Consider the following 26,873-nt stretch of genomic DNA (forward strand, 5'->3'; position numbering starts at 1 on the left):
ACCGATGACCGACCACCCCTCGGCCGGTGTCCCGCGCACCGGCACCGAGGCACCCGCGCTGGAGGCGAGCGGCCTCGGCATCCGCAACCGCGCCGAATGGGCGCTGCGCCACTGCGACTTCCGGGTCCCGGCCGGCCGGGTGGCCGGCCTGGTCGGGCCGAACGGAGACGGCAAGAGCTCCCTGCTCGCGGTCGCCGCCGGACTGCGCGCCCCGACCGAGGGCTCCTTGCGGGTGCTCGGCCACCGGCCCGGCGCCGGCGCCGTCCTGCCCCGCGTCGGCCTGCTGCTCCAGGACCGGCCGCTGCACTCCGCGTTCACCGTCGCCGAGACGCTGCGCTACGGCCGGGAGATGAACCCGCGGTGGGACGACGCCGGCGCGCGGAGCGTCGTGGCCGACGCCGACGTGCCGCTGGATGCCAAGGTCGGCCACCTCTCCGGCGGCCAGCGCACCTGCGTCGCGCTCGCCCTCACCCTCGGCAAACGCCCCGACCTGCTGCTGCTCGACGAGCCGATGGCCGACCTCGACCCGCTGCGCCGGCACGCCATGATGGCCGCGCTGATGACCACCGCCGCCGAACACGGCACCACCGTGGTGATGTCCTCGCACATCCTCGCCGAGCTGGACCTCGTCTGCGACTACGTACTCCTGCTCGCACACGGCCGGATGCTGGTCGCCGACGACGTGGAGTTCGTCCAGGCCGCGCACACCCTGGTCACCCACACCCTCGACGGCCACGAGCCGTCCGGCGTCCGGGCAGGCGCCGATCCGCGCTCCCACCACCGGCGCGGCGCCGCCCGCCCCGACCCGGCCGCCCCGCTGCCGGACGCGCTGCTCGGCCACACCGTCGTGGAAGCGCGCACCACCGGACGGCAGCTCACCGCGATGATCCAGCTGCCGACCTCCCTCGACCCCGCCGTGAGTGCCGAACCGCCCAGCCTGGAGGAGATCCTGCTGGCCTACCTGCGCAACCCGCAGGCCCCGCCCCTGCTCGCGCCCGCCGACGTGCCGCCGACCCGCCCGGCCGACGAGATACGCGCGCACCACCACCAGGACCACACGGACCCCGACCGATGAGCGCCCTCGCCCGCTACGTGTCCTGGCCGCCGCCCGAGGAGCGCCCGGCCCGGCTGCCGTTCCCGCTGCCCCGCCTCGCCGGCCCCGCCTGGCTGGCCTGGCGGAAGCACCGGGCGGTCTACCGCACGATGGTCGCGTTCGCCGTCCTCGGCGCGCTGTGGTCGGTGTGGGAACACCACCAACTCGTCTCCGGCGTGCACCACTACGCCGACATCTGCCGAACCTCACCCCAGCGGTGCGACCCCGGCAACGACGACGCGGCTCCGCCGGCCATCCCGAGCGTCGTGCACATGGTCTTCGACCGGTCGCCGTCCGTGCTGCGCTACCTGCCGCTCGCGGTCGGTGCGCTGCTCGGCGGACCGCTGTTCGCGCAGGACCTGGAGTCCGGAACCCACCGTCTGGCCTGGACGCAGTCCATCGGCCGCCGCGAATGGGTCGCGGTCAGGCTCGGCACGGCAGCGCTGATCACCACCGCGGCCGCCGCCGTGCTGACCGTGCCGGTCACCTGGTGGTGGTACTCCAGCTGGCGCGGCCACAGCGGCACCGGCCCCGACCGCTCCGCCTGGCGCGCGACCATCTGGTGGAACGGCTGGGACTTCTTCGCCTGGACCGGCCCGGTCGGCGTCGCCCACATCCTGCTCGCCCTGATGATCGGCGCGGTCACCGGCGTGCTGCTGCGCCGTACCCTGCCCGCGGTCGCGGCCGGCGCCGGGCTCAGCGAGGCCGCCCTGCTCGGGCTGGAGAAGCTGCGCCCGCACCTGCTGACCCCGTCCGTCCGCCGCAGCCGCGGCCTCGGCCTCGACTTCCCGAACTCCCCGCGTGACGCCTGGTACCAGGGCCTCGGATACGTCCGGGCCGACGGCACGCTCACCAGCCACGATCCATGCACCAGTGCCAGGGTCCGCGACGTGCCCGCATGCATGCGGCAGCACCACATCGTCGGGCACTACAGCAGCGCCTTCAAGATGAACCAGTTCCTTCCGCTCCAGCTGATCGAGACCGGGATCTGCCTCGCGGTGTGCGCCGCCCTGGCCGCCTTCTGCCTCTGGTACGTCCCCCGCATCACCGCACGTTGAGCAGTGCGCTCCGCCGGGCACCGCCGGGCACCGCCGCCTGCCGGGCGGCGCGGCCCCCGTCGTGCGACGCGCCCCGCCGTTCACCCCGCGGGCGCGGGGAGTTCGCGTGCGGTGAGAAGGGCGTGGACGGGACCGAGCACCGCCCTGCGCTCCTCGGCGAGTTGGTCCACGACGACGCTGCATCCCAGCCAACCGGCGCCGCACTCCTCGGCCATGGCGCGGGCGGTCGCGGCCTGGCTGCCGGTCTCGATCCAGTCGTCGACCAGGACGACCCGGTCGCCCACCCCGAGCGAGCCCCGCTGCATCCGCAGAGTGTGCCGGCGGTGACGGTAGTCGGGCGGTGTGCGCCGCACGACCTTGTCCCCGGGGAACAGGCTGCCCGACTTGCGGATCGGCACGAACCCGGCGCCCAGCGCGACCGCCGCGGCGCCGCCGAGGAGGAACCCGCGCGACTCGATCCCGCAGACCGCGGTGACCCGCGCGTCCCGGAACGGCGCGACGAGCCCGGCGACCACCGCCGCCATGGCCTCCGCGTCCCGGAAGACCGCCCACACGTCGGCGTGCCCTTGGTCCCACCGGAAGTGTTCGAGCACCAGATCACGGGCAAGTACGGTCACACGCCGCAGTGTCGCGGTCCGCGCCGACCCGCGGCAATCCGATATCGCCGCCGGCCGGGTCCGTCTGCCGTGTCAACACCCGTCCCGGACGGTCGAGTTCACGCTGCCAGGCGTCGGCCCGCACGCCGGCGCGTCGCAGACGTCGACGGCGCCGCAGGTCCGCGGGGACCGCGCCTCCCCCACCACGTCCGGCGACCGCGATCCGGGCCGGCCTTCCGCAAGGCGTCCAGCGGCCCCGTGCCGATGCGGCCAACCAGGCGAGCGGTGCCTCGCGTTCCCGAGGTGCGGCCGGGGCGTCCGGCGCCGCGAACGCGGCCGAGGGCGCGACGCTCGGGCCCCGCCGCCACGATGCCGGCCCAGCGCCGGCAAGAGCGGGGCCTCGTCCCCCCGGGTCGTCCATCACCGTGCTCCGGGCGACGGACAACGGTCCTCCCGCCCCCGGGTGCCGCTCAGCCCGACGGCAGCGCGGCGCACGGCAGGGCCCGCTCGGTCGTCCCGCCCCGGCCGTCCGGCTCGACGCGGTACAGGCGGGCGGCGGGGACGCGGGTGACCGCTTCGGTGAGGTGGCCGTCGGTGAACAGGGCCGCGGCGCCGTCGTCGACCGCCCAACCCGGGGGCAGGGCACCGGAGGCCACGAAGGCGCGGTAGGACTCGCGGCGCCCGGCCTCGGTGTCGTAGTGCGGGCAGACGGAGCCGGGCAGCAGGCCCAACCCGTCGGGCAGGAAGGTGAGCGGGCCGAAGGAGTCGGTGTGGGAGCCCCGGGCCCAGCAGTTGGCGCCCGCGCTGACCCCGCACATCAGGGTCCCGAGGTCGTACGCCTCGCGCAGCAGCCGGTCCAGGCCGTGCACGCGCCATACCGCCAGCAGGTTCGCGGTGTTGCCGCCGCCGACGTAGACGACGTCCTGGGCGAGCACGAACGCACGCAGCGCCTGGTCGTCCAACTCCCGCCGGAACAGGGACAGTACGGTCGCCTCGCAGTCCCCGCGCGGCTCGAACGCGGCACGGAACCGGGCGACGTATCCCTCGGCGTCGCCGCTGGCGGTGGGCACGAAGCAGACCCGGGGGCGCGGGACCCGCGCGTGCCCGAGCAGCCAGTCGTCGATCAACCCGTCGTCGCCGGCGGAGAAACCCCCGCCGAGCAGGGCGACTTGGCGCGCCGGGGGAGTGGTGGACACGAGTTGCCTCCTCGGACGTGCGGATACCGGGACGGTCCGGCGCCGGCGGACCCGGACCGCGGCGGAGCGACGGCAGCCGGGCCGTGGCACGAGACCCGGACCCGGACCGAGGCGGACGCTGCCGGCAGACCACGGCCGGCCGAGTGCCGAACCGGAACCCCCACCTCCCCACCGTACAGAGCAAGTTTTGACGTGGACCGCCCTTGACGCCCCCGGCGTGCCGGCTGTTCACTTCCCGGTGCGGGAGAGCGCTCTCCCGTGTGTGGGCGGACCGCTGACGCGGTGCCAGGCGCGGACCCGACGGACGGTCCGGGGTTCCGCGGCCGTCTCGTGCCGCCCGCGCACACCCCCCACCACCCCCCACATCGCGAGGGAGATCCATGTCCTCCACTCATCGGACGGCGGCGCGTGCCGCGGTCCGAAGAATCCGCTTCGCGTGGCTGGTCGCAGTCACCGTCATGGCCATGACCGCAACTCTCTTCGGCGGGACCGGGCCCGCGCACGCCGCCGACGCCGCCCTGCTGTCGCAGGGCAAGCCCGCCACCGCGTCCTCGATCGAGAACGCCGGCACCCCGGCGTCCGCGGCGGTGGACGGTGACACCGGCACCCGCTGGTCCAGCGCCGCCGCCGACCCGCAGTGGCTCCAGGTCGACCTGGGCGCGAACGCGAGCGTCAGCAAGGTCGTCCTGACCTGGGAGGCGGCCTACGCCACCGGCTTCCAGATCCAGGTCTCCGCCGACGGCTCCACCTGGACCCCGGCCTACTCCACCACCACCGGCACCGGGGGCACGCAGACGCTGGCCGTAAACGCTTCCGGCCGCTATGTCCGGATGTACGGCACCAAGCGGGCCACCGGATACGGCTACTCGCTCTGGGAGTTCCAGGTCTACGGCACCCTCACCGGGGGCACGAGCGCGAGCTGCGGCTCGGCGAACTCCGCGCTCGACCAGCCCGCGACCGCCTCCTCCACGGAGAACGCCGGCACCCCGGCGTCCGCGGCGGTGGACGGCGACGCCGGCACCCGCTGGTCCAGCGCGGCGGCCGACCCGCAGTGGCTCCAGATCGACCTCGGCGCCAGCGTGCCGATCTGCGAAGTGGTGCTCCAGTGGGAGGCGGCCTACGCCACCGCCTTCCAGATCCAGGTCTCCGACAACGCTTCCACCTGGAGCCCGGTCTACTCCACCACCACCGGTACCGGCGGCACCCAGACCCTCGACGTGACCGGCACCGGCCGCTACATCCGGATGTACGGCACCGCCCGCGCGACCGGATACGGCTACTCGCTGTGGGAGTTCCAGGTCCGCACCGGCGGCAGCGGCGACGGCGGCGGCACCCCGACCGGCGACTGCGGCACCACCAACGCCGCCCTCGGCCACCCGGCCACCGCCTCCTCCGTGCAGGACGACGACCCCGGCTACTCGCCCAACTACGCCGTGGACGGCAGCACCGTGACCCGCTGGGCGAGCGCCTACGCCGACCCGCAGTGGTTCGAGGTGGACCTCGGCGCGAGCCTGCCGATCTGCCAGGTGGTGCTCCAGTGGGAGAACGCCTACGCCACCGGCTTCCAGATCCAGGTCTCCGCCGACGGCTCCACCTGGAGCCCGGTCTACTCCACCACCACGGGCACCGGCGGCAAGCAGACCCTCGACGTGACCGGCACCGGCCGCTACATCCGGATGTACGGCACCACGCGCGCGACCGGATACGGCTACGCCCTGTGGGAGTTCCAGGTCCACACCGTCGGCGACGTGACCGGCACCGTGCCGCCCCCGCCGAGCCGGCCCGCGCCCGGCGACTGCCCGTGGGTGAACTCCACCGCGCCGGCCGCCACCCGCGTCGCCCAGCTCATGGGCCAGATGTCGCTGGACGAGAAGGTCGCCATGCTGCACGGCACCGACTCGCCCGACTACATCGGCAAGATCATCGGCAACCCGTCACTGTGCGTCCCCGACGTCAACTTCGAGGACGGCCCGGCCGGTGTCGGCGACGGCCTCGGCGGGGTCACGCAGATGCCCTCGGGGCTGGTGTCGGCCGCGACCTTCGACACCGCCTACGAGCAGGACTACGGCACCGCGGTCGGCCAGGAGTTCGCCGCCAAGGGCGTGAACGTGGCGCTCGGCCCGACCGTCAACATGGTGCGCGACCCGCGCTGGGGCCGCGCGTTCGAGACGTTCGGCGAGGACCCCTACCTGTCCGGGCAGATGGGCGCCGCGGACGTCCAGGGCATCCAGGGCCAGGGCGTGATGGCGGAGGTCAAGCACGCGGCCGCGTACAACATCGAGCAGCCGGCCGGCACCATCGACGTGGACGCGCGCACGCTCCAGGAGATCTACCTGCCCGCGTTCCAGACCGCCATCGAGCAGGGCGGCGCGGCCTCGGTGATGTGCGCGTACAGCAACGTGAACAACGTGCCCTCCTGCCAGAACCCCGACATCCTCAACAAGCCGCTCTACCAGCAGGCCGGCTTCACCGGGTTCGTCACCTCCGACTGGGGCGCTATCCACTCCACCGTCGACTCCGCGAACGCGGGGCTCGCCGTGGAGATGCCCGGCGGCTACTACTACGCCGACTACCTGATCCAGGCCGTGCAGGACGGCCAGGTCAGCCAGGCCACCGTGGACACGATGGTCTCCCGGGTGCTCACCCAGATGTTCCGGTTCGGCATGTTCGACAAGGCACCGTCCGGCTCCAAGACCGCGATCGTCACCACCCCGGCACACGCGCAGGTCGCGCTGAAGGGCGACGAGGAGGGCACGGTGCTGCTGAAGAACAACGGCATCCTGCCGCTGAGCACGTCGAGCACCAAGTCCGTCGCCGTGATCGGCCAGGACGCCGGACCCGGCGCCCAGACCATCGGCGGCGGCAGCGGCACCGTCACCAGCGCGGGCACCTACACTCCGATCATCGGCATCCAGGACCGGTTGCAGGGCACCGGCACCTCGGTCACCTACAACGACGGCACCGACCAGAGCTCCGCCGCCGCGCTCGCCAAGTCCTCCGACGTGGCGATCGTCTTCGCCAGTGACAACTACGGCCACGAGGAGGCGGACAACACCTCGCTCAACCTCCCGAACGACCAGGACGCGCTGATCTCCGCGGTGGCGGCGGCCAACCCGCACACCATCGTGGTGCTCAACGACAACGCGGCGATCCTCATGCCGTGGCTGGACCAGGTCGCCGGCGTCTTCGAGGGCTTCTACGACGGGCAGGAGTGGGGCGAGGCGATCGCCGCGCTGCTCTTCGGCGACGCCAACCCCTCCGGACACCTGCCGGTGACCTTCCCGACCTCGCTCGCCCAGGTCCCGGCGAACACCACCGCGCAGTGGCCGGGCACCGACGGCAAGGTCGAGTACTCCGAGGGCCTGGACATCGGCTACCGGTGGTACGACGCGAAGAACGTCGCACCGCTCTTCCCGTTCGGGTACGGCCTGTCGTACACGGACTTCGCCTTCAGCGACCTGCACGTGGGGGCGATCTCCGGCAGCCGCGCCACGGTCACCGCGACCGTCACCAACACCGGGAGCAGGGCCGGCGCGGAGGTCGCGCAGCTGTACGTCGGCGATCCCGGCGCGGCGGGGGAGCCACCGCACCAGTTGAAGGGCTTCCAGCGGATCTCGCTGGCCCCGGGCGCATCCGGGACGGTGACCTTCACCGTCAGCACCCGTGACCTCGCGTCATGGGACACCGGCTCCGGCACCTGGACGGCCGCCGCGGGGAACTACCAGATCCTCGTCGGCGACTCGTCCCGGAACCTGCCGCTGACCGGCACGCTGTCGCTGCCCTCGACGGTCACCGCCGCCGGCTGACGGCGGCCGCCGGTGCCGTGGCCCGCCGCGCGCGGGTCACGGCACCACCGGCGGCCGGGCCCGCGGTCACGACTCCTCCTCGCCCGGCCACAGCTCGTCGGCCCGCAGGGCGAGGTCCTGGAGTATGTCCGCGGACGTCACGTCGGTGCGGCCCGCGTCGTGGACGTCCGCGAGCTGGAGGAAGATCAGCGAGAACGCCCCGGTCAGGCGCTCGATCACCGGGCTGAGCTGGATGCTCAGCGCCTCGCCGATCTCGCTCGGGCTGGCGTCGGCGGGGAACTCGATGGTCGGCATGGTCTCGTTGAGCAGCGCGCGTACGTTGTCGCCCGAGATGTCCTGCCGGTCGGGGTCCTCCTCCAGCAGCACCTGCATCTGCCGGGCCTCGGTGAGGATGCCGATGATCCGCCGTACGAAATCGCTGTCCCTCATGCCGGGAGCGTACGCCGTCGGTACACGTGTGTACCGGGCGGACGCGGATGGTTCGGAGGGTGTCGGGGTGTCAGTGGATGTCGGGCGGGCCCGGGTGCGCGAGGTCGTCCGGAAGCGGCTGGGCCGGACGGTACTCCGCGGGCGCCGAGCCGTCGGCCAGCGCGGCGGGCGCGTCGGCCAGGCCGAACCGGTCGCGGACCCGGCCGAGGAAGTCGGGGTCGGCCAGCCGGGCCAGCCGCGCCCGCCGCGGCGCCGCGTACACCGACACCCAGTCACCGGGGTCGAGCACCCCGCAGAGCCGTCCGTCCACGCTGACCGCGACCCGCCCCGACCGCTCCAGCACCCGCACCGCCACCCGCTCCTCGCGCGCGGACAGCACCAGGCTGCGGTCGAAGACCATGTGCGGGGCCACCGGAGTGAACACCAGCGCGTCCAGGTGCGGCGAGACGATCGGGCCGCCCGCGGCGAAGCTGTACGCGGTGGACCCGGTGGAGGAGGCCACCACGAACGCGTCCGCCGAGTAGAAGCCGAGCAGCCGCCCCGACACGTAGATCGCGACGCTCGCCTGGCGGTCCCTGGCCAGCTTCTCGAAGACCACGTCGTTCAGGCCCAGCACGTCCAGGGGAACGCCCCACCCGGTGTGCCCGGGATCGGCGTCGCGCGGGGTCGGCGGCGGCAGCAGGGGGCCGCGGCCGTACCGCAGCAGGGCCTGCATCCCGGTCGGGATCTCCAGCGGGCGGGAGGCGCGCATGGTGAGCATCAGCCGTGCGTCGACGTGCCCGGTGCCGGCGTGCACCGCGTCCAGCGCCGCCTCCAGGTCCGGCACGGGCACCTCGGTGAGGAACCCCACTCGGCCCACGTCGATCCCGAGCACCAGGGCGTCCACCGCCGCGGCCACCCGCACCCCGCGCAGCAGGGTGCCGTCGCCGCCGACGGTCACCACCAGGTCCGGCAGCCCGGCCTGTTCCGCCTCCTCCAGCGCGGTCAGCCGCCCCATGCCGCCGTCCTTCTCGTCGCCGTCGGCGGCAGGGGTGTTCCACACGTCGATCTCCGCGCACGGGACGCCGCGTGCCCGGGCCCATGCCTTGACGCGTGCCGCGGCCGCCACGGCGGCCTCCTTGCCGCCGTGCACGACCAGCCCGATCCGCTCGATCACCCCTTCACCGTAGGGGCGGGCCGGGGCCGGGGCCCGGTCGGCGCGTGGTCCGGCCCGGGGCGCGGCGGCGCCGGGTCCGCCGTGTGGGGGACGCCGGTCACCCACACGGCCGTTCCATGACGGCGCTGCGGTACGTCTTGCCCGGCCACTGGACGGTCTCGCGCCGGGCGAAGCCCCACGCCGTGTACAGCTCGACCAGGTGCGCCGCGGGTTCCGCGGTGTCCACGCCGAGGTGGGAGGCGCCCGCGTCGCCGGCCCACCGGCGGCCCACCGCCCACAGCCGGGAGGCGAGCCCCTGGCCGCGGTCCGCGGGATCGACCGCCATCTGGTTGAGCCAGGCCCGGCCCGGAGCCGCCGCGGTGCGGCTCAGCCGGCGCAGCGTCTCGTGCGGCGGCAGCGTCATCGTCAGGCTCGCCGCGATCCGGGAGCCGTCCACCAGCAGCCACGAGGCGCCCGTCCCGGCCCGCTTCAGCGTGGTCCGCTCCGTCTGGTCCACCGCGGTGAAGTTCAGCCCGCGCCCGCCCAGTTCCGCGTAGGCGCGGTGCAGCATCGCGGTCAGGGCGGGGGCATCGGCGGGTTCGAACGGGCGCAGCCGGTACATGCGCCCCACCGTAGGGGCGGTGGTTCCGGCCGGGACCGGCAGGGGTGCGAGCCGGGGCGCGATGGGGTGCGATGGGGCGTTCGTCCGGGTTGGCCCGTTAGGGTCGTGGGCAGGCGGCCTCGCAAGGGAGCCGCGCAGGATGGATCGGACACAGGGCCACGCGCAAGGCGGGCCCGGGCGGTGAGAGGGAAGCGCGTGGGGCTCGTGAGGTGCGGAAACGGCAGGGCGCGGTGGCTGCGCCGGGGCCGCAACCTGCTGCTCGCGGCCGTACTGATCGCGGTCGCCAGCGCCGCCGGGATCTGGCTGGCGGTGCGGCTCACCCCCATGCAGTCGGTCTCCGCGGCCGGCCAGAACGTGCAGGTCGGCGCCGCCCAGCCGGGCCTGAGCCGGTCCGGCCCCGGCGAGCTGGACCTGTTCGGCGAGGCGATCCCGACCCAGCCGCGCTTCGACGGGCCGATCCGCCCCAAGCTCAAGCTCGCCCACATCACCCTCGACTCGCAGGTGAACCAGGCGTTCCACGCCGACGGCGACAACGCGCTGGTGCCGATGCTCAGCCGGCAGCTCGCGGCGGGCTGGAAGCGCTACTGCATCTGGGAGACCCTCGTCGCGGCCGGCTGCGCGGGCGTGATCACCATCGCCATCGCGGGCGCCGGCCGCACCTCGCACCGCACCATGCTGACGATGCTCGCCGCGACCCTGGTGACGGTGAGCGCGGCGAACGCCGCCGGGGTGTACCTGCTCGCCTCCGGGACCCCCCGCGCGCTGCGCCAGGTGCACACGCTCGACGACCTGGTCGGCCGGACCCGTGCGGAGCCGGTGCCCGCCGCCAAGGGCCCCGCGCTGCCGGGCATCCACGCGGTGGTGATCGGCGACTCGACCGCCGCGGGCATCGGCAACCCGCTGGTGGAGCACCCCACCGCGCTGGACCGCACCTGCGGCCGAAGCTCCGACGCCTACGCGGCCGACCTCGCCGCCGCCAACGGCTGGAAGGTGCTCAACCTCGCCTGCCAGGGCGCCACCGTGTCCGACGGCATCCTCGGGGTGCAAGTGCGCGGCGGCAAGGTGGTGCCGCCGCAGCTCGCGGTCGCCCAGCGGGCGACCGGCGCGTCGACCGTGATCGTCAGCATCGGCGCCAACGACATGAACTGGGGGCTGCTGACCGGGCTCTGCGCGGCGGCGCCGGTCTGCGACGACGACGCGTCCACCGCGTACTTCAAGGAGGAGCTGGCCGGCTTCACCCAGGACTACCTGGACCTGCTCGAACAACTCGCCGCGCTGCCGCACCATCCGGCGGTGCTGGTCAACGAGTACTACGACCCGTTCGGGCCGGACACCGGCTGCCTGAAGAAGGACGGCATCACCCGGGAGAAGGCCGACGTCCTCGGCTCCCGGCTGTCTGACCTCAACGCGGTGCTGGAGAGCGGCGCCGCCACCTTCCACTTCGCCGTCGCCCGGCCGGGCTTCGAGGGGCACGAACTGTGCAGCAAGCAGCCGTTCGTGCAGGACGCCACCGGCAAGGCGCCGCTGCACCCGACCGCGGCCGGGGAACTCGCCATCGCGCTCGCCGACCAGCAGGCGCTCGGTGCGATCGAGGCCGACCGCGCCGCCCACCCCGACCGCACGGCCCAGCCCGGCCCGACACCGACCGGCGGCGGTACGCCGGGCACCACCGCTTCGCCGGGGGCCGGACCCGCCGCGACGGCTGCCGGCGGCGTGGCCGGTGCGGGCGCCCCCGCGAACACGCCCGCGAACACGCCCACGACCGCCCCCGCCCGGGAGCCCTGACCTCCGCCTCCCGCCCCGGCCCCTGACGGTGCCGCAGCGAGGCCGCAGCGATGCCGCGGCGGCGCCGTGCCGGTGCCGTACCGCCGCCAGGGCGCCGCCGCACCCGCGCCGCAGTGGTGTCCTGCCGCGGGCTCCGGCATGTGGCCAAGATCACCCACATCACCCAATGTGACGGCGTCCGGGGTCGGTTGCGGGTCGGCGGCCAATGCCGCGCCGACCGTCTTCGCCCGCGCCCCCGGGAATCGCGCCGACCTCTCCCGACGCCCGCGCCCCGGCGCCGTGCGCACCCCTGCACCGCGGCGGGCGACTTGGCGACCCGCGCCTCGCCAGGTACGCTCCGTGACCGCGCCCATCGAGCAAAGATGTCCGGTCGGTATCGGTAGCCGGACGTTTTGGTGTCCGATGTAGTGTCGGGCGAGTCGCCCGGCTTGTCGCCGGATCGTTCGGGAAGAGAGATCGACCGCATGCTGCTGGCGTATTCGCCGAGCCTGCCGAGCCCGTCACCGCGCGGGCGAAGGCCGGGACCTGCACCGACCCGTCACCGCCGGGGCGGTGCCGAGGCACGTCGGCGGGCCGCGGCCGTACCGGGAGGCGCCCGATGACCGCCACCACCACCGGCTCGGCCGACACCGCGCAGACCCCGGACACCGAGGACCGGCCCGCCGGCCTGCGGCGGTTCCCGCTGCTGCCCGCCCGGATGCGCCCGCGCAACCGGCCCCGGCTGCTGCTGGAACTCGCCTTCACCGTCGCCCTGTACCTGGCCTACAGCCGCACCCGCCGCTACGTCCCGCGGGAGAAGAGCGAGGCACTGCACCGCGCCCGCGAGGTCCTGCACTTCGAGCGGCTGCTGCACGTCGACTTCGAGCTGAGCCTCAACCACGCCGTCGACAAGATCAACTGGCTGACGGTCGGCATGAACTACTACTACGCGACGCTGCACTTCGCGATCACCCCGGCGGTGCTGATCTGGCTCTACGCCCGCCGCCCGCAGTACTACCGGGCGGCCCGCACCGCGCTGTACACCGCGACCTGCCTGGCACTGGTCGGCTTCACGCTCTTCGCGCTCGCCCCGCCGCGCTTCCTGCGCTCCGAGGGGTTCATCGACACCATCGTCAGCCACCACACCCACGGCTCCTGGGACTCCGGGCACGTCTCCACGGTGTCCAACCAGTACGCCGCGATGCCGTCGGTGCACATCGTCTGGTCGGCGTGGTGCGGGCTGACGCTGTTCTTCCTGGCCCGCTGGACCTGGCTGCGGGTGCTCGGCGTGTGCTACCCGCTGGCCACCTTCGTGGTCATCATCTCCACCGCCAACCACTTCTTCGCCGACGCGGTGGCCGGCGCGGCCACCCTCGCCATCGGCTTCCTCCTCCAGCGGCTGCTCTTCGGCCGCCGGGCCTACCCGAAGCTGCGCCGGTCCGCCGGGGACGGCAAGGGCGGGGGAGGGGAGGGCGATCAGGCGTCCGACCCGTCGGCACGCGACGCCTCCGACGAGCCGTCGGCCACCGCGGCCGCGGTCGAGGGCGCCCCCAGGTGGGGGAAGCGGAACTCGGTCCGGCTGACGTAGACCTCGCCCGGCCGCAGTACCGTCGCCGGGTACTCCGGCCGGTTCGGCGAGTCCGGGAAGTGCTGGGTCTCCAGGCACACCGCGCCGTGCCGCGGGTACGGCCGGCCGGCCGGGCCGGTCAGCGAGCCGTCCAGCGCGTTGCCGGTGTAGACCTGGATGCCCGGCTCGGTGGTCCACACCTCCATGCACCGCCCGCTGCCCGGGTCGTCGAGCCGGGCGGCCCGGCGCGGCGCCCCGCCCGGCTCCGGCGCGGCCAGCGTCCAGCAGTGGTCGTAGCCGCCGGCGTCGGCGAGTTGCCGGTCCCGGTCGCCGATCCGCTCGCCGATCGTCCGGGCCCGGCCGAAGTCGAAGGCGCTGCCCGCGGTGGGCGCGACCGGGCCGAGCGGCACCGCCTCGGCCGTGACCGGCAGGTAGCCGTCGGAGTCCAGCCGCAGGGTGTGGCCGAGGATGTCGCCGCGTCCGGCGCCCGCCAGGTTGAAGTAGGCGTGGTTGGTGAGGTTCACGTGGGTGGCCCGGTCGGCGCGGGCGCGGTAGTCGACGCTCAGCGTGCCCGCGGCGGTGAGCCGGTAGACCACCTCGACGTCGAGCGCGCCGGGGAAGCCCATGTCGCCGTCCGGGCTGTGCAGGGTCAGCCGCAGCGCGGCGGTGTCCGGGCCGTTGTCCGCGGCGGGCGCGGCCTGCCAGCCCCGGCGGTGGAAGCCGTCCGGGCCGCCGTGCAGGGCGTGCCCGCGGTCGTTGGGCGGGATCAGGTGGGCCTGGCCGTCGAGGGTGAACCGGCCGTACGCGATCCGGTTGGCGTACCGGCCGACGACCGCCCCGAGGTAGGGCTGGTCGGCGAGGTAGTCGGCGAGCGCGGGCAGGCCGAGCACGACGTCCTCGGTGCGCCCGGCCGGGTCCGGCACGTACAGGCCGCGCAAGGTGGCGCCGTGGTCGAGGACTTCGGCGCGCACCCCGGTGCCCGAGTCCAGCGTCCAGCACGCGACGGCGGCGCCGCCCGGTGCGGTGCCGAACGGCGAGCGGCGCAGGGAGGCGGCGGGCGCGGGGGACTGAGAGGGCATGGTCATCCTGGGACGAGGGCCGGTGGGAGGGCGTGCCGCGACGGTCGCCGCCCGGCCACGGGGAGGGACACGGGCGCGGGCGCGGCGGCGGTCGGTCGGCGGGTGAGGGGCGCGGCGACGGGGCCGGGGCGGGCCTCGGCGATCCGCACGCGCGGCCCCGGCGTCAGCTTCTTCGCACCGCCGTGGACTCCCTGACCAGCAGCCGGTAGCCGGGCAGGATACGGCGCGGCTGGGGCGGTTCGGCGCCGCCGGCGACCGCGATCCGCTCCACCAGGCAGTCCACCGCGAGTTGGGCCAGCGCGGCCTTGTCCGGGGCGACGGTGGTCAGCGAGACCATGCCGTAGCGGCTCTCCTCGATGTCGTCGAAGCCCACCACGGCGATGTCCTCCGGCACCCGCAGGCCCCGCTCGACCAGGGTGCGCATCGCGCCCAGGGCGATCAGGTCGTTGTAGGCGAACACCGCGTCGGGCCGGTCCTCGCGGTCCAGCAGCGCGGCCATCGCGGCGGCGCCGTCGGCGCGGTCGTAGCCCTCGGTGGCGGCGACCATCGACTCGTCGGGGACCAGCCCGGCGGCGGTGATCGCCTCCCGCCAGCCGCGCAGCCGCAGGTGGGCCGGCTGGCGCGCGCTCTCCCGGCGGGCGCCGAGGAAGGCGATCCGGCGCCGCCCGATGTCCAGCAGATGCCGTACCGCGGTCCGCGCCGCACCCACGTTGTCGATCATGATGTGGTCGTACGGGGCGTCGTACTCGCGCTCGCCGAGCAGCACCATCGGCGGGCCCTCGGGGCGGGTCAGCAGGTCCTCGCTCTCCAGCCGGATCGGGCTGAGGATCAGCCCGTCGATGACGTGCGAGCGGAACCCCTGCGAGACCAGCACCTCCTTCTCGCGCAGCCCCGCGGTGTGGTCGAGCAGCACCGTCAGCTCGTGCCGGGCTGCCGCGTCGATCACCGCGCCGGCCACCTCCGCGAAGTAGGGGTTGCCGAGCTCGGGCACGGCCAGCGTGATGATGCCGGTACGGCCCTTGCGCAGGTGGCGTGCCGTCAGGTTGGGCCGGTAGCCGAGTTCGTCGATCGCCTGCTGGACCCGCCGGCGCGTGCTCGGCGTGACGTGGGGGTAGTCGTTCACCACGTTGGAGACGGTCTTCACGGACACGCCGGCGCGCAGCGCGACATCCTTGAGGCTGACGCCCACGGAAATCCTCTCTCGGTCGGACCGGTTGCGTCGCGGTCCGGCTCAGGTCTGCGGCCCCCCGGCCCGCGGTGGTGCTGTTGCCCTGGTACGGCGGTCACTCCAGCTGCTGGGTACGGCTCAGCAGCGTCTGTAGCAGTACCACGACGGCCAGGACGCCGCCGTTGACGGTGTCGGTGAACGCCGATCCGTACTGCGAGAAATAGTGGTCGATCAGATTGTGGATCACCGCGAGCAGCAGCACACCGCTGACCGTGCCGCCGATCGAACCGGCACCGCCGGTGAGCAGGGTGCCGCCGATCACCACCGCGGCGATCGCGGTCAGTTCGTAGCCGACGCCGATGGTGGTCACGCCCGAGCCGAGCCGGGCGCCGCCGAGCGCGCCCGCGCCCGCCGCCAGGGTGCCGGACAGCAGGTACACCAGCACCTTCGCCCGGGCCACCGGCAGGCCCATCAGCCGCGCCGCGTGCTCGTTGCCGCCCAGCGCGGTCAGCGTGGCGCCGAACCGGGTCCGGGTCAGCAGCAGCGCGCCGAGCGCGAAGAGCGCCGCGACGATCAGCACGGGGGTCCAGGTGCCGGCGCCCAGGTTCCGGAACCAGGAGTGGGCCGGCACCAGGTAGGTGGTGGCGCCCTCGCTGGTGACGGCCTGCAACAGCCCGCGCAGGCCCAGCAGTCCGACCAGCGTCACGATGAACGGCGCCATCCGCGCGTACGCGATCAGCAGGCCCTGCACGGTGCCCCAGGCCGCGCCGACCGCCAGCGGCAGCACGATCGCCAGCCAGGTGCCGTGCCGCGAGCCGTACGCGCCGAGCACGCCGCCGAGCGCGAACATCGAGCCGACCGACAGGTCGATGCCGCCGGTGATGATGACGAAGGTCATCCCGAGCGCCAGCAGCCACACGAAGGCGTTGCTGCCGAGGATGCTGCTGATGTTGTTCCAGGTCGGGAAGGTCGAGGAGGTCGCCGAGGCGATGGCGACGACGAGGACCAGGACGGCCAGCGCGCCGTGCCGCTGCACCTGGGAGGCGATCCGCTCGCGGACCGGGACCCGCGCGGCCTGCCCGTCGGACGCGGCGCCCGGCGGCATCGGGGCCGGCTGGAGGGCGGTGGAAGTCATCGGGTCCCTCGCTCCTGGGAGGCGTACACCGCGAAGCAGATGATGGCGGCCTCGACGATCTGAGTGTAGGAGGTGTGCACGTTGTGCTGGGTCAGTACGGCGGTGATGAGCTGCATGAACAGCGCACCGGCGACGGTGCCCAGCACCCGCACCCGGCCGCCGGACAGCGGGGTGCCGCCGACCACGACCGCGGTGATGGCGTCCAGTTCCATGTTCAGGCCCTGGTTGGCCGGGTCGGCCTCCGCGCCGTGGCCGACGATCAGCACGCCGGCGAGCGCGGCGAGCACGCCCGACAGCACGTAGACGGTGATCAGCACCCGGCGGACCGGCAGGCCGGACAGCCGGCTCGCCTGCCGGTTGTCGCCGATCGCGACGAGTTGCCGGCCGAAGGTGGTGCGGCGCACCAGCAGCCCGGTCAGCAGCGCGCAGACGCCGGCGATCCAGGCCATCTCGGGGACGCCGCCGAGGGTGTGCGAGCCGAGGCCGAGCAGGCCGGACTGGGTGATCGGCTTGGCCGAGTTGCCGTTGACGATCTCGGCGAGGCCGCGCACGCCGATCATCAGCGACAGCGTCGCCACGATCGGCTGGACCCGGGCGAAGGCGACCATCGCGCCGCCGACCGCGCCGGTGGCCGCGCCCAGCACCAGCGCCACCGCGAGCGCGGCGAACAGGCCGTACCCGGCGTAGAGCGGCACCACCGACGCGGCGAGCGCGATCGTGGCGCCCACCGACAGGTCGATGCCCTCGGTGCCGATCACCAGGGACATGCCCAGCGCGACCAGCAGGGTCGGGGCGACCTGGTAGAGCTGGACGCGGATGTTGCCCGTCGACAGGAACGACCCGTCCAGGCCGACCGCGACCACGAACAGGACGACCAGCGCGGCGTACACGCCGTACTCCTGGAGCAGGCGCAGCAGCCGGCCGCGGTCCAGGGCCGCGCCCGGCCAGGTGAGGGAGGTCATGGCTGCTTCTCCTTGGCGGGGCGCGCTCGGGGGTGTCCGGGCGCGGCGGGTTCGTCGGGATCAGCGGGGTCTGAGGGTGCGGCGGGGTCTGAGGGCGCGGCGGAGGCGTCGGGTCGGGCGGAGGCGTCGGGTTCGGCCGAAGCGGCGGGCTCGGCGGGCTCGGCCTGCTCCACCGGCTCGGCGGGTGCCGCCGGTTCGGGCGCGGCCGGTGCGGCCGGTGCCGCTGGCTCCGGCGAGTCCGGTGCCGTGGCGAGCGCGTCCAGCAGGCCGGCCTCGCTGACATCGTCGCCGTCGAGGTGGCCGACGACGTGGCCGTCCTTGAGGATGACCACCCGGTCGGAGCCCTCGATCAGCTCTTCGAGGTCGGAGGAGATCAGCAGCACCCCCAGTCCGTCGCGGGCGAGTTCGTCGACCAGGCCCTGCACCTCCGCCTTGGCGCCGACGTCGATGCCGCGGGTCGGCTCGTCCAGCAGCAGCACCTTGGGGTTCAGACACAGCCAGCGGGCCAGCAGCACCTTCTGCTGGTTGCCGCCGGACAGGTCGCCGACCTTCTGGTCGGGGCCCGACGCCTTGATCCGCAGCCGCTTCATGAAGAACGTGACGATCTCGTCCTGCTTGGCCTGCGAGACCAGCCCGGCCCGCGACAGCCGGGGCAGCGCGGCCAGCGAGATGTTCTCCCGGACCGACAGGTTCGGGATCACCCCCTCCGCCTTGCGGTCCTCCGGCAGCATCACCACGCCCGCGCGGATCGCGGCGGCCGGGCTGCGGCGGTGCATCGCCCTGCCCTCCACCTCGACCGAGCCCTGCTCGGTGGCGAGTGCCCCGATGATCGCCTTTGCGGTCTCGCTGCGTCCGGCCCCCAACAGGCCGCCCAGCCCGACGACTTCGCCCGGGTGCACGTCGAGCGAGACGCCGTGCAGGCGGTGACGGACCGTCAGGTCGGTCGCACGGAGGGCGGGTTGGCCGTCATGGCGCTCGTGCCCTTCGGAGTCGAAGGCGGTGCTGCCCTTCTCCCGGACCGCGGACATCTCCCGGCCGAGCATCAGCGACACCAGCTTGAGGCGTTCGAGGCCGGCGATCCGCCCGGTGTGCACCACCCTGCCGTCACGCATGACGGTGACCCGGTCGCACACGGCGTACAGCTCGTCGAGCCGGTGGCTGACGTACACCACCGCGATGCCCTGCTCCTTCAGGCCGCGGATCACCGAGAAGAGGGTCTCGACCTCCTTCGGCTCCAGTGACGAGGTCGGCTCGTCCATGATCACCACGCGGGCGTCGACCTGCACCGCCCGGGCCAGCGCGACCATCTGCTGGGCGCCCAGGCCCAGGGTGCGCAGCGGCCGGGTGACGTCCACCCGGACGCCGAACCGGCCGAGGACGTCGGCTGCTTCGCGGTTCATCCGGCGGTTGTCGACCAGGCCGAAGCGGCGCGGCTCGCGGCCGAGGAACAGGTTGCGGGCCACCGACATCAGCGGGACCAGGTTGACCTCCTGGTAGATCGTGGAGATCCCGGCCGCCTGGGCCTCCAGCGGGTTGCGGAAGTCCCGTGCCTCGCCGCCGAGTCGTACGGTGCCGGCGTCGGGGCGGTGCACGCCGGTCATCACCTTGATCAGGGTGGACTTGCCCGCGCCGTTCTCGCCGATGAGGGCGTGCACTTCGGCGGGCCGCAGCGTGAAGTCCACCTCGCGCAGGGCGTGGACGCCCGCGAAGCTCTTGTCGACCCCCGCCACCTCCAGGATGGCGTCGCTGCGGGGGTCCGGGTCCGGCTGGACCAACGTCTTCCTCCTCTCGCGGAGTCGTGCGCGGTGCTGCGGGGGGAGCGGTGCACGGCGGGGCCGGGTCGCGGGGAGGCTGGACCCGGCCCCGCCGTGCGCCGCGCGGGCGTCAGTACACCAGGCCCTGGGAGAGCGCCTGCTTGGCGTTGGCCGAGGTGAAGTGCCCGTCCTTGATGATGACGTCGGCGGGCACCCCCGTGGTCCCGTAGAAGTTCTCCAGCGACTGGATCGCCAGCGGGCCGAACCGCGGGTTGGTCTCGATGTCGGCCACCAGCGCGCCGGACGCCACGTCCTGGACCGCCTGCTGGGTGCCGTCGATGGAGACGACCTTGATGTCCTTGCCCGGCGTCTTGCCGGCCGACTTGATCGCCTGGAGCGCGCCGAGCGCCATCTCGTCGTTCTCGGCGTAGACCGCGTTGATGTCCGAGTGGGCCTGGAGCAGCTGCTCCATCACCTTCTGGCCGTCGGTCTGGGTGAAGTTGGCGGTCTGCGAGGCGACCACCTTGATGTTCGGGTACTTCTTCTTGATCTCGTCGTTGAAGCCCTTGGTGCGGTCGGTCGAGACGTTGTTGCCCGGGGTGCCGGTGAGGACCGCGACGTGGGCGGTGCCGTTGGTCGCGGTGCCGAGGTCGTCGGCGGCGATCCGGGCCTGTCCGGAGAAGTCCGAGCCGATGAAGGCGATGAAGTCGCCGCAGGCGGTGCCGGTGACGGTCCGGTCGATGGTGAGCACCGGGATCTTCTTCGACTTGGCCTGCGCCAGCGCGGGGCCGAGCCCGTCGGAGTTCTCCGGCGCCACGATCAGCACCTTCGCGCCCTGCGCGATCATGTCCTCGATCTGCGAGTTCTGCGCGTTGACGTCCGCGTTGGCGTTGCGCTCGATCAGCTTGACGCCCTTGGCCTTCGCCTCGTTCTCGATGCTCTTGGTCTCGGTCGCGCGGAACGGGTTGCTGGTCGACTCCGACTGGGAGAAGCCGACGATGGTCTTCCCGTCGGTGATGTCCAGCTTCGGGACCCCGCCGCCGTAGGTCTGGTAGGTGCAGGCCGGGCCGCTCGCACTGGCCGTGGGGGTGTCGGTCTGCTGGGCGGCGGCGGAGTTGTCCGCGGACGCGGACTTGTCGGAACCGGCGGAGTCGTTGCCGGAGTTGGTGCAGGCGCTCGCGGCCAGGCACAGGCCGGCGGTGAGTACCGCGGCGGCGGTCCTGGCCCGGAGGGAGACGTTCATGCGCCGATCACATCCTCGTCGATGCGGGAAGAAATGGGGGGTGCAAAGCGCAGCGGTGCTGCACGGACGGGGCGAGCACGGGACGCCGGACAGCGCGTCCTTTACAACGATGTAGAGGACCTTGGGGGATTGACGACCACGTGTCAAGAGTCCCGTACGACTCAGTCAGGACCCGGGTTTCTTTGCCGCGTGGACTGGACACGATCCCGCTGTCGTGCTGTCATTTCCCTGCCCGGCTTTACATCGTTGTACGCCCCGGTGCGCCGCCGATGTGTGATCCACTGACGGGCGCCGGCGGTGGTGCCTCCGCCGCCGGCGCTCCCCCCTCCCGTCCCGCCCGCTCCTCCCCGCACTGCTCGCGCGGTCGCCGTGCCGCTTCGCGCGCCTCCTACAGGAAGCGCCACAGGTGGTCGTCGGTCCGGCTGTCCTCGAACTGCACCACCTGCGCGCTGTCGGTGGTGGACATGCCGTCCACGCCCAGCACCAGCCCGCTGTTGCCGTTGCGGACCCGGAACCAGCCGTCGCCGTTGTCGATCAGATGCCAGTAGTGGTCCGCGGTTCCGTTGTCGTGGTACTGCTGCACCTGGACGCTGTCGGCCTGCGAGGCGCCCGCGACGGCCAGCAGCAGCCCGCTGTTGCGGTTCTTCACCGTGAAGCGGTTGTCGCCCACCTCGGTGAACTGCCAGTCGTGGTCGGCGGTTCCGTTGTCGGTGAACTGCACCACGTTCGCGCTGTCCGCGGTGGACATGCCGTCCACGCCGAGCACCTTGCCGCTGTTCTTGTTCTGCACCCGGTACCAGGTGCCGCCGTCCACAATCGCCTGACGCGCCGTCACATCCCATTGCAGGATGCCCGCGGACACCCCCGGCGCGAGCTGCGCCACCACCCGCACCGCCGCCGTCGTCACCGGCGTGAACGCCACGGAGTTGAAGCCGTCGAGCGCCGTGCCGTACGCGCCCGCGCCGGCCACCTGCTGCCAGGACCCGTCGCCCGCCTGGTACTCCACGTGCCAGGACGCCGGCACCCGGCACTGGCCGTGCCCGGTGTCGTCGTACCAGTAGACCGACGCGCCCGAGACCGTCACCGGCGCGGAGTAGCCGTACTGCACCCACTCGCTGCTGCCGGTGTGGTCCCACCAGGTGAACCGCGGATGCGACTGGTCGTAGGAACTGCTCGGCGTGTAGGCGCTGTTGAGGGCGTTCACGGTGTCGCCGGAAAAGCACCAGGAAGCGGTGGGGGTGGCCGGCAGCTGCCAGGGGCGGCCGCCGGCGCCGACCGTCGGGAAGGAGGTGATGCGCAGCGCGGCAGCGCCCATCGGGATCAGCGTCACCGTGGTGGCCGGCTCCGAGGTGTCCACCGGGCTCGGCTGGAGCGTGGTCACCACGTCCTGGGTGTCCGCCTGCCAGTTGGGGATCGCCTTGGCCTGCGCGGTCATCGCCACCGGCGTGCCGTCCGGCGTGAACGGGTTGCCGCTCGCCCCGGTGCTGGTGGCCGTGAACGTGCCCGGCACCAGGCCGTAGTTCCACGCGGAGGTCGGGAAGACCTGGTACTCCGCCCAGTGCGAGGACGGGTCGTTGTGGCGCAGGAAGTTCTGGCCGATCCTCAGCGCGTACGTCAGCGGGCCGCGGTGCACCGACAGCGAGTCGTGGTTCTGCGTCCAGGTGGTGGTGGCGACCGCCATCGGGAAGGTGACGGTGACCGTGTCGCCGCCGGTCCAGGTGCGGTTCACCGCCACGTACCCGGCGCCGCCGGACGCGCTCACCGAGGCGCCGTTGACCTTCACCGACGGGGCCTCGCACCAGGCCGGGACCCGCAGGTAGAGCGGGAAGGCGGCGCTGCCGGACATCGCCAGTGCCAGCGAGACGCTGTCGGTGAACGGGTAGTTCGTCGTCTCGGTGACCGTCACCGCGGTGCCGCCCGCGCCCACCTTCGCGGTCACCTTCGTCGGCGCGTAGAGCACCGCGGCCAGGCCGTTGTCCGCCGTCGCCAGCCAGGCGTTCTCGGTGAAGTACGCCCAGCCCTGGCCGTAGTTGTGCGGGCAGCAGCGGTACTTGTCCACGCCGAGCAGGTACGCCTGCATCGAGAAGGTGTTGTCGAACTGGTGCAGGGTCTTGTCGTAGTCGTCCAACTGCACCTGGTTGGCGGCGGTGGCGTAGTGCAGCGCGGTGTGCCCCGGTTCCATCGCGGCCGGCAGCGAGTTGAACGCCAGCGTCTCGGTGCCGTCGGCCCAGCTGGGGTCGCCGGTCATCCGCGCCATCGACTCGAAGCTCTGCATGTACTCGACGATCCCGCAGGTCTCGAAGCCCTGCCGCGGATCGCCGTACCCGGGACGGGCGTTCTCGTCCCCGGCGAACCCGCCGCCGCTGAACTGCCCGTAGGTGCCCTGGATCGTCGCGTAGTCCTGGTACGACGCCTGCGTCAGCGACGCGTCCCCGCGCAGCGCGGCGAAGGCCGGCTCGGTGAAGCCCTGTGCCAGGTTCACGTTGTGCAGCGACGGCAGGTTGTTCACGTAGTTCGCGCTGTACCGGTGGATCTTGTCGGCCAGGTCGAGCAGCATGCCGTCCCCTGTCCTGGCGAACAGCCAGTGCAGCGAGTGCAGCGTTGTCGCCCAACGCACCGAGCCCCAGCTCTGGTTGAACGCCGAGGCGCCGAAGGTGTTCTGGTAGCCGAAGAACTTCGTCAGGAACGGCACGATGCGGCTGTCGCCGGTGTACTCCTGATACGTGCACAGCGCCTGGAGCATCGGCATGAACGGCCAGAAGTCCGGGCCGCCGCCGAGCGAGGTGCGCAGCGACGTCGGGCCGAAGAAGCCGTCCGGCTGCCCGGTGGCCAGCACGCCGTTCACCCACGTGTCGGCCTTCGCGCGCAGGCCGGCGTCCCCGGTCACCCCGGCCAGACCTGTCAACCCCCGTACCCAGTAAGGCACTTCCTCCCAGCCGACCTGATCCGGGTGGAACCACCCGGTGCTGGAGGTGTCCAGGAAGTGCGACACCTCGTCGTAGCGGCCGGCTATCCCGTCAGCCTCCAGGGCGAGTTGCTGCGCCAGCCAGCCCGACGCGGTGACGCTGCCGGTGGGCAGCTTCAGGAACGGCGTGCGGGTCAGGCCGGCGGGATACGGGTGGTACAGGCCGCCGCCGGAGGTGTCACCGACCAGCACCACCCCCGGACCGCCGCCGGCGGCGGCCCAGGAGGAGGTGACCATGCGGCCGGCGAACGCCACGGTGCCGAGGGCGACCGCGCCGCCGCGAAGGAAGGTACGACGATCCATGGACGTGCTCCCTGCTGTCGAGGTGGGGGGTGAGGGCGGCCCGGATCAGATCAGGCGCCAGAGGTGGTCGGTGGTGCCGTTGTCCGTCCACTGGGTGACCTGGGCCGCGTCGGCGGTGGAGGCACCGTCCACGGCGAGCAGCTTTCCCGACCGCACGTTCACGATCTTCGACCAGCCGTCGCCGTTGTCGACGATCCGCCAGACGTGGTCGGGCGTGCCGTTGTCCTGGTACTGCTGCACGTGCGCGCCGTCGTCCAGGCTCTGGTCATGGACGGCCAGCACCTTCCCGCTGTTGCGGTTGGCGATCCGCACCGTGCCGTCGCCGTTGTCCAGCAACGTCCAGACGTGGTCGGCGGTGCCGTTGTCGGCGTACTGCGTGACCTCCGCGGAGTCCGCCAGCGACATGCCGGAAACGGCCAGCACCTTCCCGGAGTTCTGGTTCTGGATACGGCACCAGACCACCGTCGACGCGGCCGGCGGCAGCACCAGCGCGAACATCCCGCCGACCACCGGCCGGCACTGGAAGCCGCGCTGCGCCGCGCTCGCCACGGTGTACCAGTCGCTGAACGGCACCCGCTGCGGCGTGGTGTCGGCGAACCCGTACACCCCCTCGACCAGCGCGTCACGGGTACCGCCGTGGTCGGCCAGCCACGCGGCCGTCCACAACTCCCAGTCGCCCTTGGTGTAGTCGTTGCGCGGATCGAGGACCACGCCGTACCCGCCGGCCTGCGAGGCGTACCACGCCGCCTCCCGCGCGGCGGTGCCGGTCGGCACCAGGTCCAGGCCGAGCAGCCGGTCGGGGAAGCCGTTGTACTTCAGGCTCCAGGTGCCGTCCTGGTCGTAGGCGAGCTTGAGGTGCGCGCCGGAGGAGTCCGCGGCCAGCGTCGTCCACTGGCTGACGTAACCGCGCGCGACGGTCGCGTAGTGCGCGGCGTCGGAGCCGTTGCCCGCGGCAGCCGCCACCACGCCCATCGCGCCGATCCCGATGATGCCCTTCAACGCGAGGTTGGCGCTGTGCGCGATGAAGCCGGTGAAGTCGTCGGTCTGGTTCTGGAACCCCGGGTCGAGCGCGTTCGCCGTCAGGTACTCCGCCCACTGCCGCAGGATCGGGTAGTGAGCCGTGGCGAACGACGACGCGTCCGCGGCCGGCAGCCGCTGGATCAGCGCGGCCGCCATGATCAGCGTGTTCGCCGACTCCTCGACCGGCATGTCCTCCTCGTCACCGTCGTTGTGCCCGGTGGCGTTGGGGTAGGAGGAGCCCAGGTCGTGCTCGGCGAACTCCTTGGGCCAGCCGCCGTGTTCGGGGTAGTCCAGCAGCGGCTCCAGCAGCAGCCGCAGGTAGTCGGGGGACAGGTACAGGTAGGCCGGGAACGCCGGGTAGACCAGGTCGATCGTCGACATGTTCCCGTCGGAGGAGATCTCCTTCAGGAACGCCCACGGGCTGCCGCCCCGGTCCACCAGCTCGGTGCCCGCCACCGCCTGCCGCAGCGCCAGCGCGCACACCGCCGCGTAGTGCTCGCCGGTGGTGCCGCCGCCCACCGCCGCGGCCGCGTCGTCGTGCACGCGCTGGTCGAGCGCGGTCGCCGCCGACAGCGCCGCGGCGTGGTCGGCGTCGAACCACTGCACCATGTCCGTCCACGACGACCAGTAGTGCGTCCACCACGGCTGCAACTGCGTGCCGAGGTAACTCACCGCCGGAGTACGGACATGTCCCAGCGTCGCGGTGAACTCCGGCGACGGCGTGCCGGGTTGGACCGTGCCGAAGTCGCGGTTCAGGCCGAGTACCGGCCAGCGGTCGCTGATCGCCCGCGGCTGCCCGCTGTCGACGGTCCCGGCCAGCTGCCCGCCGCCCGCCGACGCGGCCCGCACCACCGTGTCCTGCCCGATCTGCCAGGTCACCCCGGAGCCGGTGGGCGCGGCGAGCACCAACTGCCCCCAGGACGCCTGGTCGCCGTTCTCCTGGAGCACGCCCGGCGTCGCCGGCTGCGCGGTGAGCACGGTCATCGCGCCGGCCTGCTGCTGCGCCCACGTGATCGGCGTGGAGGTGTCGCCGTGCACCCACTCGCCCGACACGTCCAGGTGCACGTCCACCGCGTGCGGCTGCCCGTCGCCGCTCTCGGCCCGCACGGTGACGTACGACAGCGGCACCGACTGGCGCCGCAGGTCGCCGAGGTCGACGGGGGAGAGGAACGTGACGGTCAACGTCACGCCGCCGCCGCTGAGTCGGTACACGGAGCGGGTGGCGGTAAGTTCGAGCGAGACCTGCGTCATCGGCGTGAGGGCGGGGCCGTCGGGGAGGCTGGGCGCGCCGGCGAAGACGTAGGCGGCGCCGTCGATCCGGGCCAGGCCGCACAGCGCGGTGACGTGGCCGTTCCAGAAGGTGGACCAGGTGCCGGCGAGGTTGTCGGCGGCCAGCCAGGTCGAGAGGTAGGGCGAGCGGACCGCCAGCGGTACGGCGGGCGGCCGCAGCGGCGCGAACGTGGAGGCGGGCGCGGCGGCTGCCGCGTGGGCGCCGAGCGGGGCCGCGCCCGGTGCGGCGGCGTTGGCGGTGGCGGCCGCGGCGGTGCCTGCGGTCAGCCAGCCTCCGGTCGCGGCGGCCGCGGTCAACGCGCCTGCCCACGCGAGGAGTTCACGGCGTCCGGGGTGGGGGGACCGGGTGTCGTCGGAGGTCACGGTGATCCGTTTCTGCGGGAGGGGCGCGGAAGTGGGGGAACGGAGGTGGGGGCACGGAGGAGCACGGAGGTGGGGGGGCACGGGGACACGCGGAGGGGTGCGCACCGGCCGCTGAGGCCCGGCGTCGTGCTGTTCCAACGTTGCAAAGAAGGGCGCCAACCGGCATGACAGCACTTGAGGTTGGGCCTGTCCATACCCCGCGCAGAAGTCGCCCCGGACGTTCACGCCGTGAGCAGGCGTCACCTCAGCATCACCGCACGTCCGCGCGGGTGCGGTCGCGCGCCGCGGAGAGCGGCGGTCCGGCGGTTTACAACGTGCGCAAAAA

General features: G+C 73.2%; 18 protein-coding genes. 5 read left to right on the top strand and 13 right to left on the bottom strand.

The genetic code is table 11. The features are described 5' to 3' along the window. Nucleotides 1-4 precede the first annotated feature (4 nt). Together AB0399_RS19470 and AB0399_RS19475 are read left to right on the top strand one after the other, a co-directional pair. The gene (locus AB0399_RS19470; protein ID WP_366412152.1) at nt 5-1,075 is read left to right on the top strand and encodes an ABC transporter ATP-binding protein; all 1,071 of its coding nucleotides are present in this window, start codon (nt 5-7) and stop codon (nt 1,073-1,075) included. Beyond that, entirely contained in the window at nt 1,072-2,151 is a 1,080-nt protein-coding gene (locus tag AB0399_RS19475) for a cell wall protein (RefSeq protein ID WP_329372131.1), read from the top strand. The genes AB0399_RS19470 and AB0399_RS19475 overlap by 4 nt, the downstream gene beginning before the upstream one ends. Nucleotides 2,152-2,231: 80 nt before the next feature. Here AB0399_RS19475 and AB0399_RS19480 read toward each other — a convergent pair whose 3' ends face one another. Together AB0399_RS19480 and AB0399_RS19485 are read right to left on the bottom strand one after the other, a co-directional pair. After that, nucleotides 2,232-2,768 (bottom strand): phosphoribosyltransferase, encoded by a 537-nt coding sequence (locus tag AB0399_RS19480; protein WP_366412153.1) that lies wholly within the window; start codon nt 2,766-2,768, stop codon nt 2,232-2,234. Between the two features lie 449 nt (nt 2,769-3,217). Beyond that, on the bottom strand, nt 3,218-3,943 hold the full coding sequence (locus tag AB0399_RS19485) for a peptidase E (protein ID WP_366412154.1): 726 nt from the start codon (nt 3,941-3,943) through the stop codon (nt 3,218-3,220). A gap of 464 nt (nt 3,944-4,407) precedes the next feature. Here AB0399_RS19485 and AB0399_RS19490 point away from each other — a divergent pair, with 464 nt between their 5' ends. Next, the gene (locus AB0399_RS19490) at nt 4,408-7,749 is read left to right on the top strand and encodes a discoidin domain-containing protein (protein ID WP_366412155.1); all 3,342 of its coding nucleotides are present in this window, start codon (nt 4,408-4,410) and stop codon (nt 7,747-7,749) included. A gap of 66 nt (nt 7,750-7,815) precedes the next feature. On the opposite strand, the gene AB0399_RS19495 is transcribed toward AB0399_RS19490, so the two are convergent. The 3 genes from AB0399_RS19495 to AB0399_RS19505 form a co-directional block, all read right to left on the bottom strand. Next, on the bottom strand, nt 7,816-8,178 hold the full coding sequence (locus tag AB0399_RS19495; protein ID WP_329372138.1) for a hypothetical protein: 363 nt from the start codon (nt 8,176-8,178) through the stop codon (nt 7,816-7,818). A gap of 70 nt (nt 8,179-8,248) precedes the next feature. Then, the gene (locus tag AB0399_RS19500; RefSeq protein ID WP_366412188.1) at nt 8,249-9,331 is read right to left on the bottom strand and encodes an NAD(+)/NADH kinase; all 1,083 of its coding nucleotides are present in this window, start codon (nt 9,329-9,331) and stop codon (nt 8,249-8,251) included. Between the two features lie 100 nt (nt 9,332-9,431). Beyond that, complete coding sequence (locus AB0399_RS19505; RefSeq protein WP_329372140.1) at nt 9,432-9,935, bottom strand: GNAT family N-acetyltransferase; 504 nt, start codon at nt 9,933-9,935, stop codon at nt 9,432-9,434. A 195-nt stretch (nt 9,936-10,130) separates the two neighbouring features. Here AB0399_RS19505 and AB0399_RS19510 point away from each other — a divergent pair, with 195 nt between their 5' ends. Then, nucleotides 10,131-11,720 (top strand): GDSL-type esterase/lipase family protein, encoded by a 1,590-nt coding sequence (locus AB0399_RS19510; protein WP_366412156.1) that lies wholly within the window; start codon nt 10,131-10,133, stop codon nt 11,718-11,720. Nucleotides 11,721-12,318: 598 nt separating this feature from the next. Next, the gene (locus tag AB0399_RS19515; RefSeq protein ID WP_366412157.1) at nt 12,319-13,287 is read left to right on the top strand and encodes a phosphatase PAP2 family protein; all 969 of its coding nucleotides are present in this window, start codon (nt 12,319-12,321) and stop codon (nt 13,285-13,287) included. On the opposite strand, the gene AB0399_RS19520 is transcribed toward AB0399_RS19515, so the two are convergent. The 8 genes from AB0399_RS19520 to AB0399_RS19555 all read right to left on the bottom strand — a co-directional run bounded on the left by AB0399_RS19520 (nt 13,176) and on the right by AB0399_RS19555 (nt 26,548). Beyond that, nucleotides 13,176-14,345 carry an aldose epimerase family protein gene (locus tag AB0399_RS19520; RefSeq protein WP_366412158.1) on the bottom strand — a complete coding sequence of 390 codons (1,170 nt, stop codon included), beginning with the start codon at nt 14,343-14,345 and terminating at the stop codon, nt 13,176-13,178. The two genes, AB0399_RS19515 and AB0399_RS19520, sit on opposite strands and share 112 nt — an antisense overlap. Before the next feature lie 163 nt (nt 14,346-14,508). Continuing rightward, nucleotides 14,509-15,534 (bottom strand): LacI family DNA-binding transcriptional regulator, encoded by a 1,026-nt coding sequence (locus AB0399_RS19525; RefSeq protein ID WP_328460910.1) that lies wholly within the window; start codon nt 15,532-15,534, stop codon nt 14,509-14,511. A 94-nt stretch (nt 15,535-15,628) separates the two neighbouring features. Then, a complete protein-coding gene (locus AB0399_RS19530) occupies nt 15,629-16,648 on the bottom strand; it encodes an ABC transporter permease (RefSeq protein ID WP_366412159.1) in 1,020 nt (339 codons plus the stop codon). Then, nucleotides 16,645-17,610, bottom strand: coding sequence for an ABC transporter permease (locus AB0399_RS19535; RefSeq protein WP_329372150.1), 966 nt, complete (start codon nt 17,608-17,610; stop codon nt 16,645-16,647). The genes AB0399_RS19530 and AB0399_RS19535 overlap by 4 nt, the downstream gene beginning before the upstream one ends. Beyond that, the gene (locus AB0399_RS19540; protein ID WP_366412160.1) at nt 17,607-19,385 is read right to left on the bottom strand and encodes a sugar ABC transporter ATP-binding protein; all 1,779 of its coding nucleotides are present in this window, start codon (nt 19,383-19,385) and stop codon (nt 17,607-17,609) included. The genes AB0399_RS19535 and AB0399_RS19540 overlap by 4 nt, the downstream gene beginning before the upstream one ends. A 109-nt stretch (nt 19,386-19,494) precedes the next feature. Then, nucleotides 19,495-20,607 carry an ABC transporter substrate-binding protein gene (locus tag AB0399_RS19545; protein WP_329372153.1) on the bottom strand — a complete coding sequence of 371 codons (1,113 nt, stop codon included), beginning with the start codon at nt 20,605-20,607 and terminating at the stop codon, nt 19,495-19,497. Nucleotides 20,608-20,995: 388 nt separating this feature from the next. Then, nucleotides 20,996-23,875 (bottom strand): RICIN domain-containing protein, encoded by a 2,880-nt coding sequence (locus tag AB0399_RS19550; protein ID WP_366412161.1) that lies wholly within the window; start codon nt 23,873-23,875, stop codon nt 20,996-20,998. A gap of 45 nt (nt 23,876-23,920) precedes the next feature. Beyond that, nucleotides 23,921-26,548 (bottom strand): DUF5127 domain-containing protein, encoded by a 2,628-nt coding sequence (locus AB0399_RS19555; protein WP_366412162.1) that lies wholly within the window; start codon nt 26,546-26,548, stop codon nt 23,921-23,923. Nucleotides 26,549-26,873: the final 325 nt, after the last annotated feature.

The sequence above is a fragment of the Streptomyces sp. NPDC088194 genome (genome assembly GCF_040702025.1).
GTDB lineage: Bacteria > Actinomycetota > Actinomycetes > Streptomycetales > Streptomycetaceae > Actinacidiphila.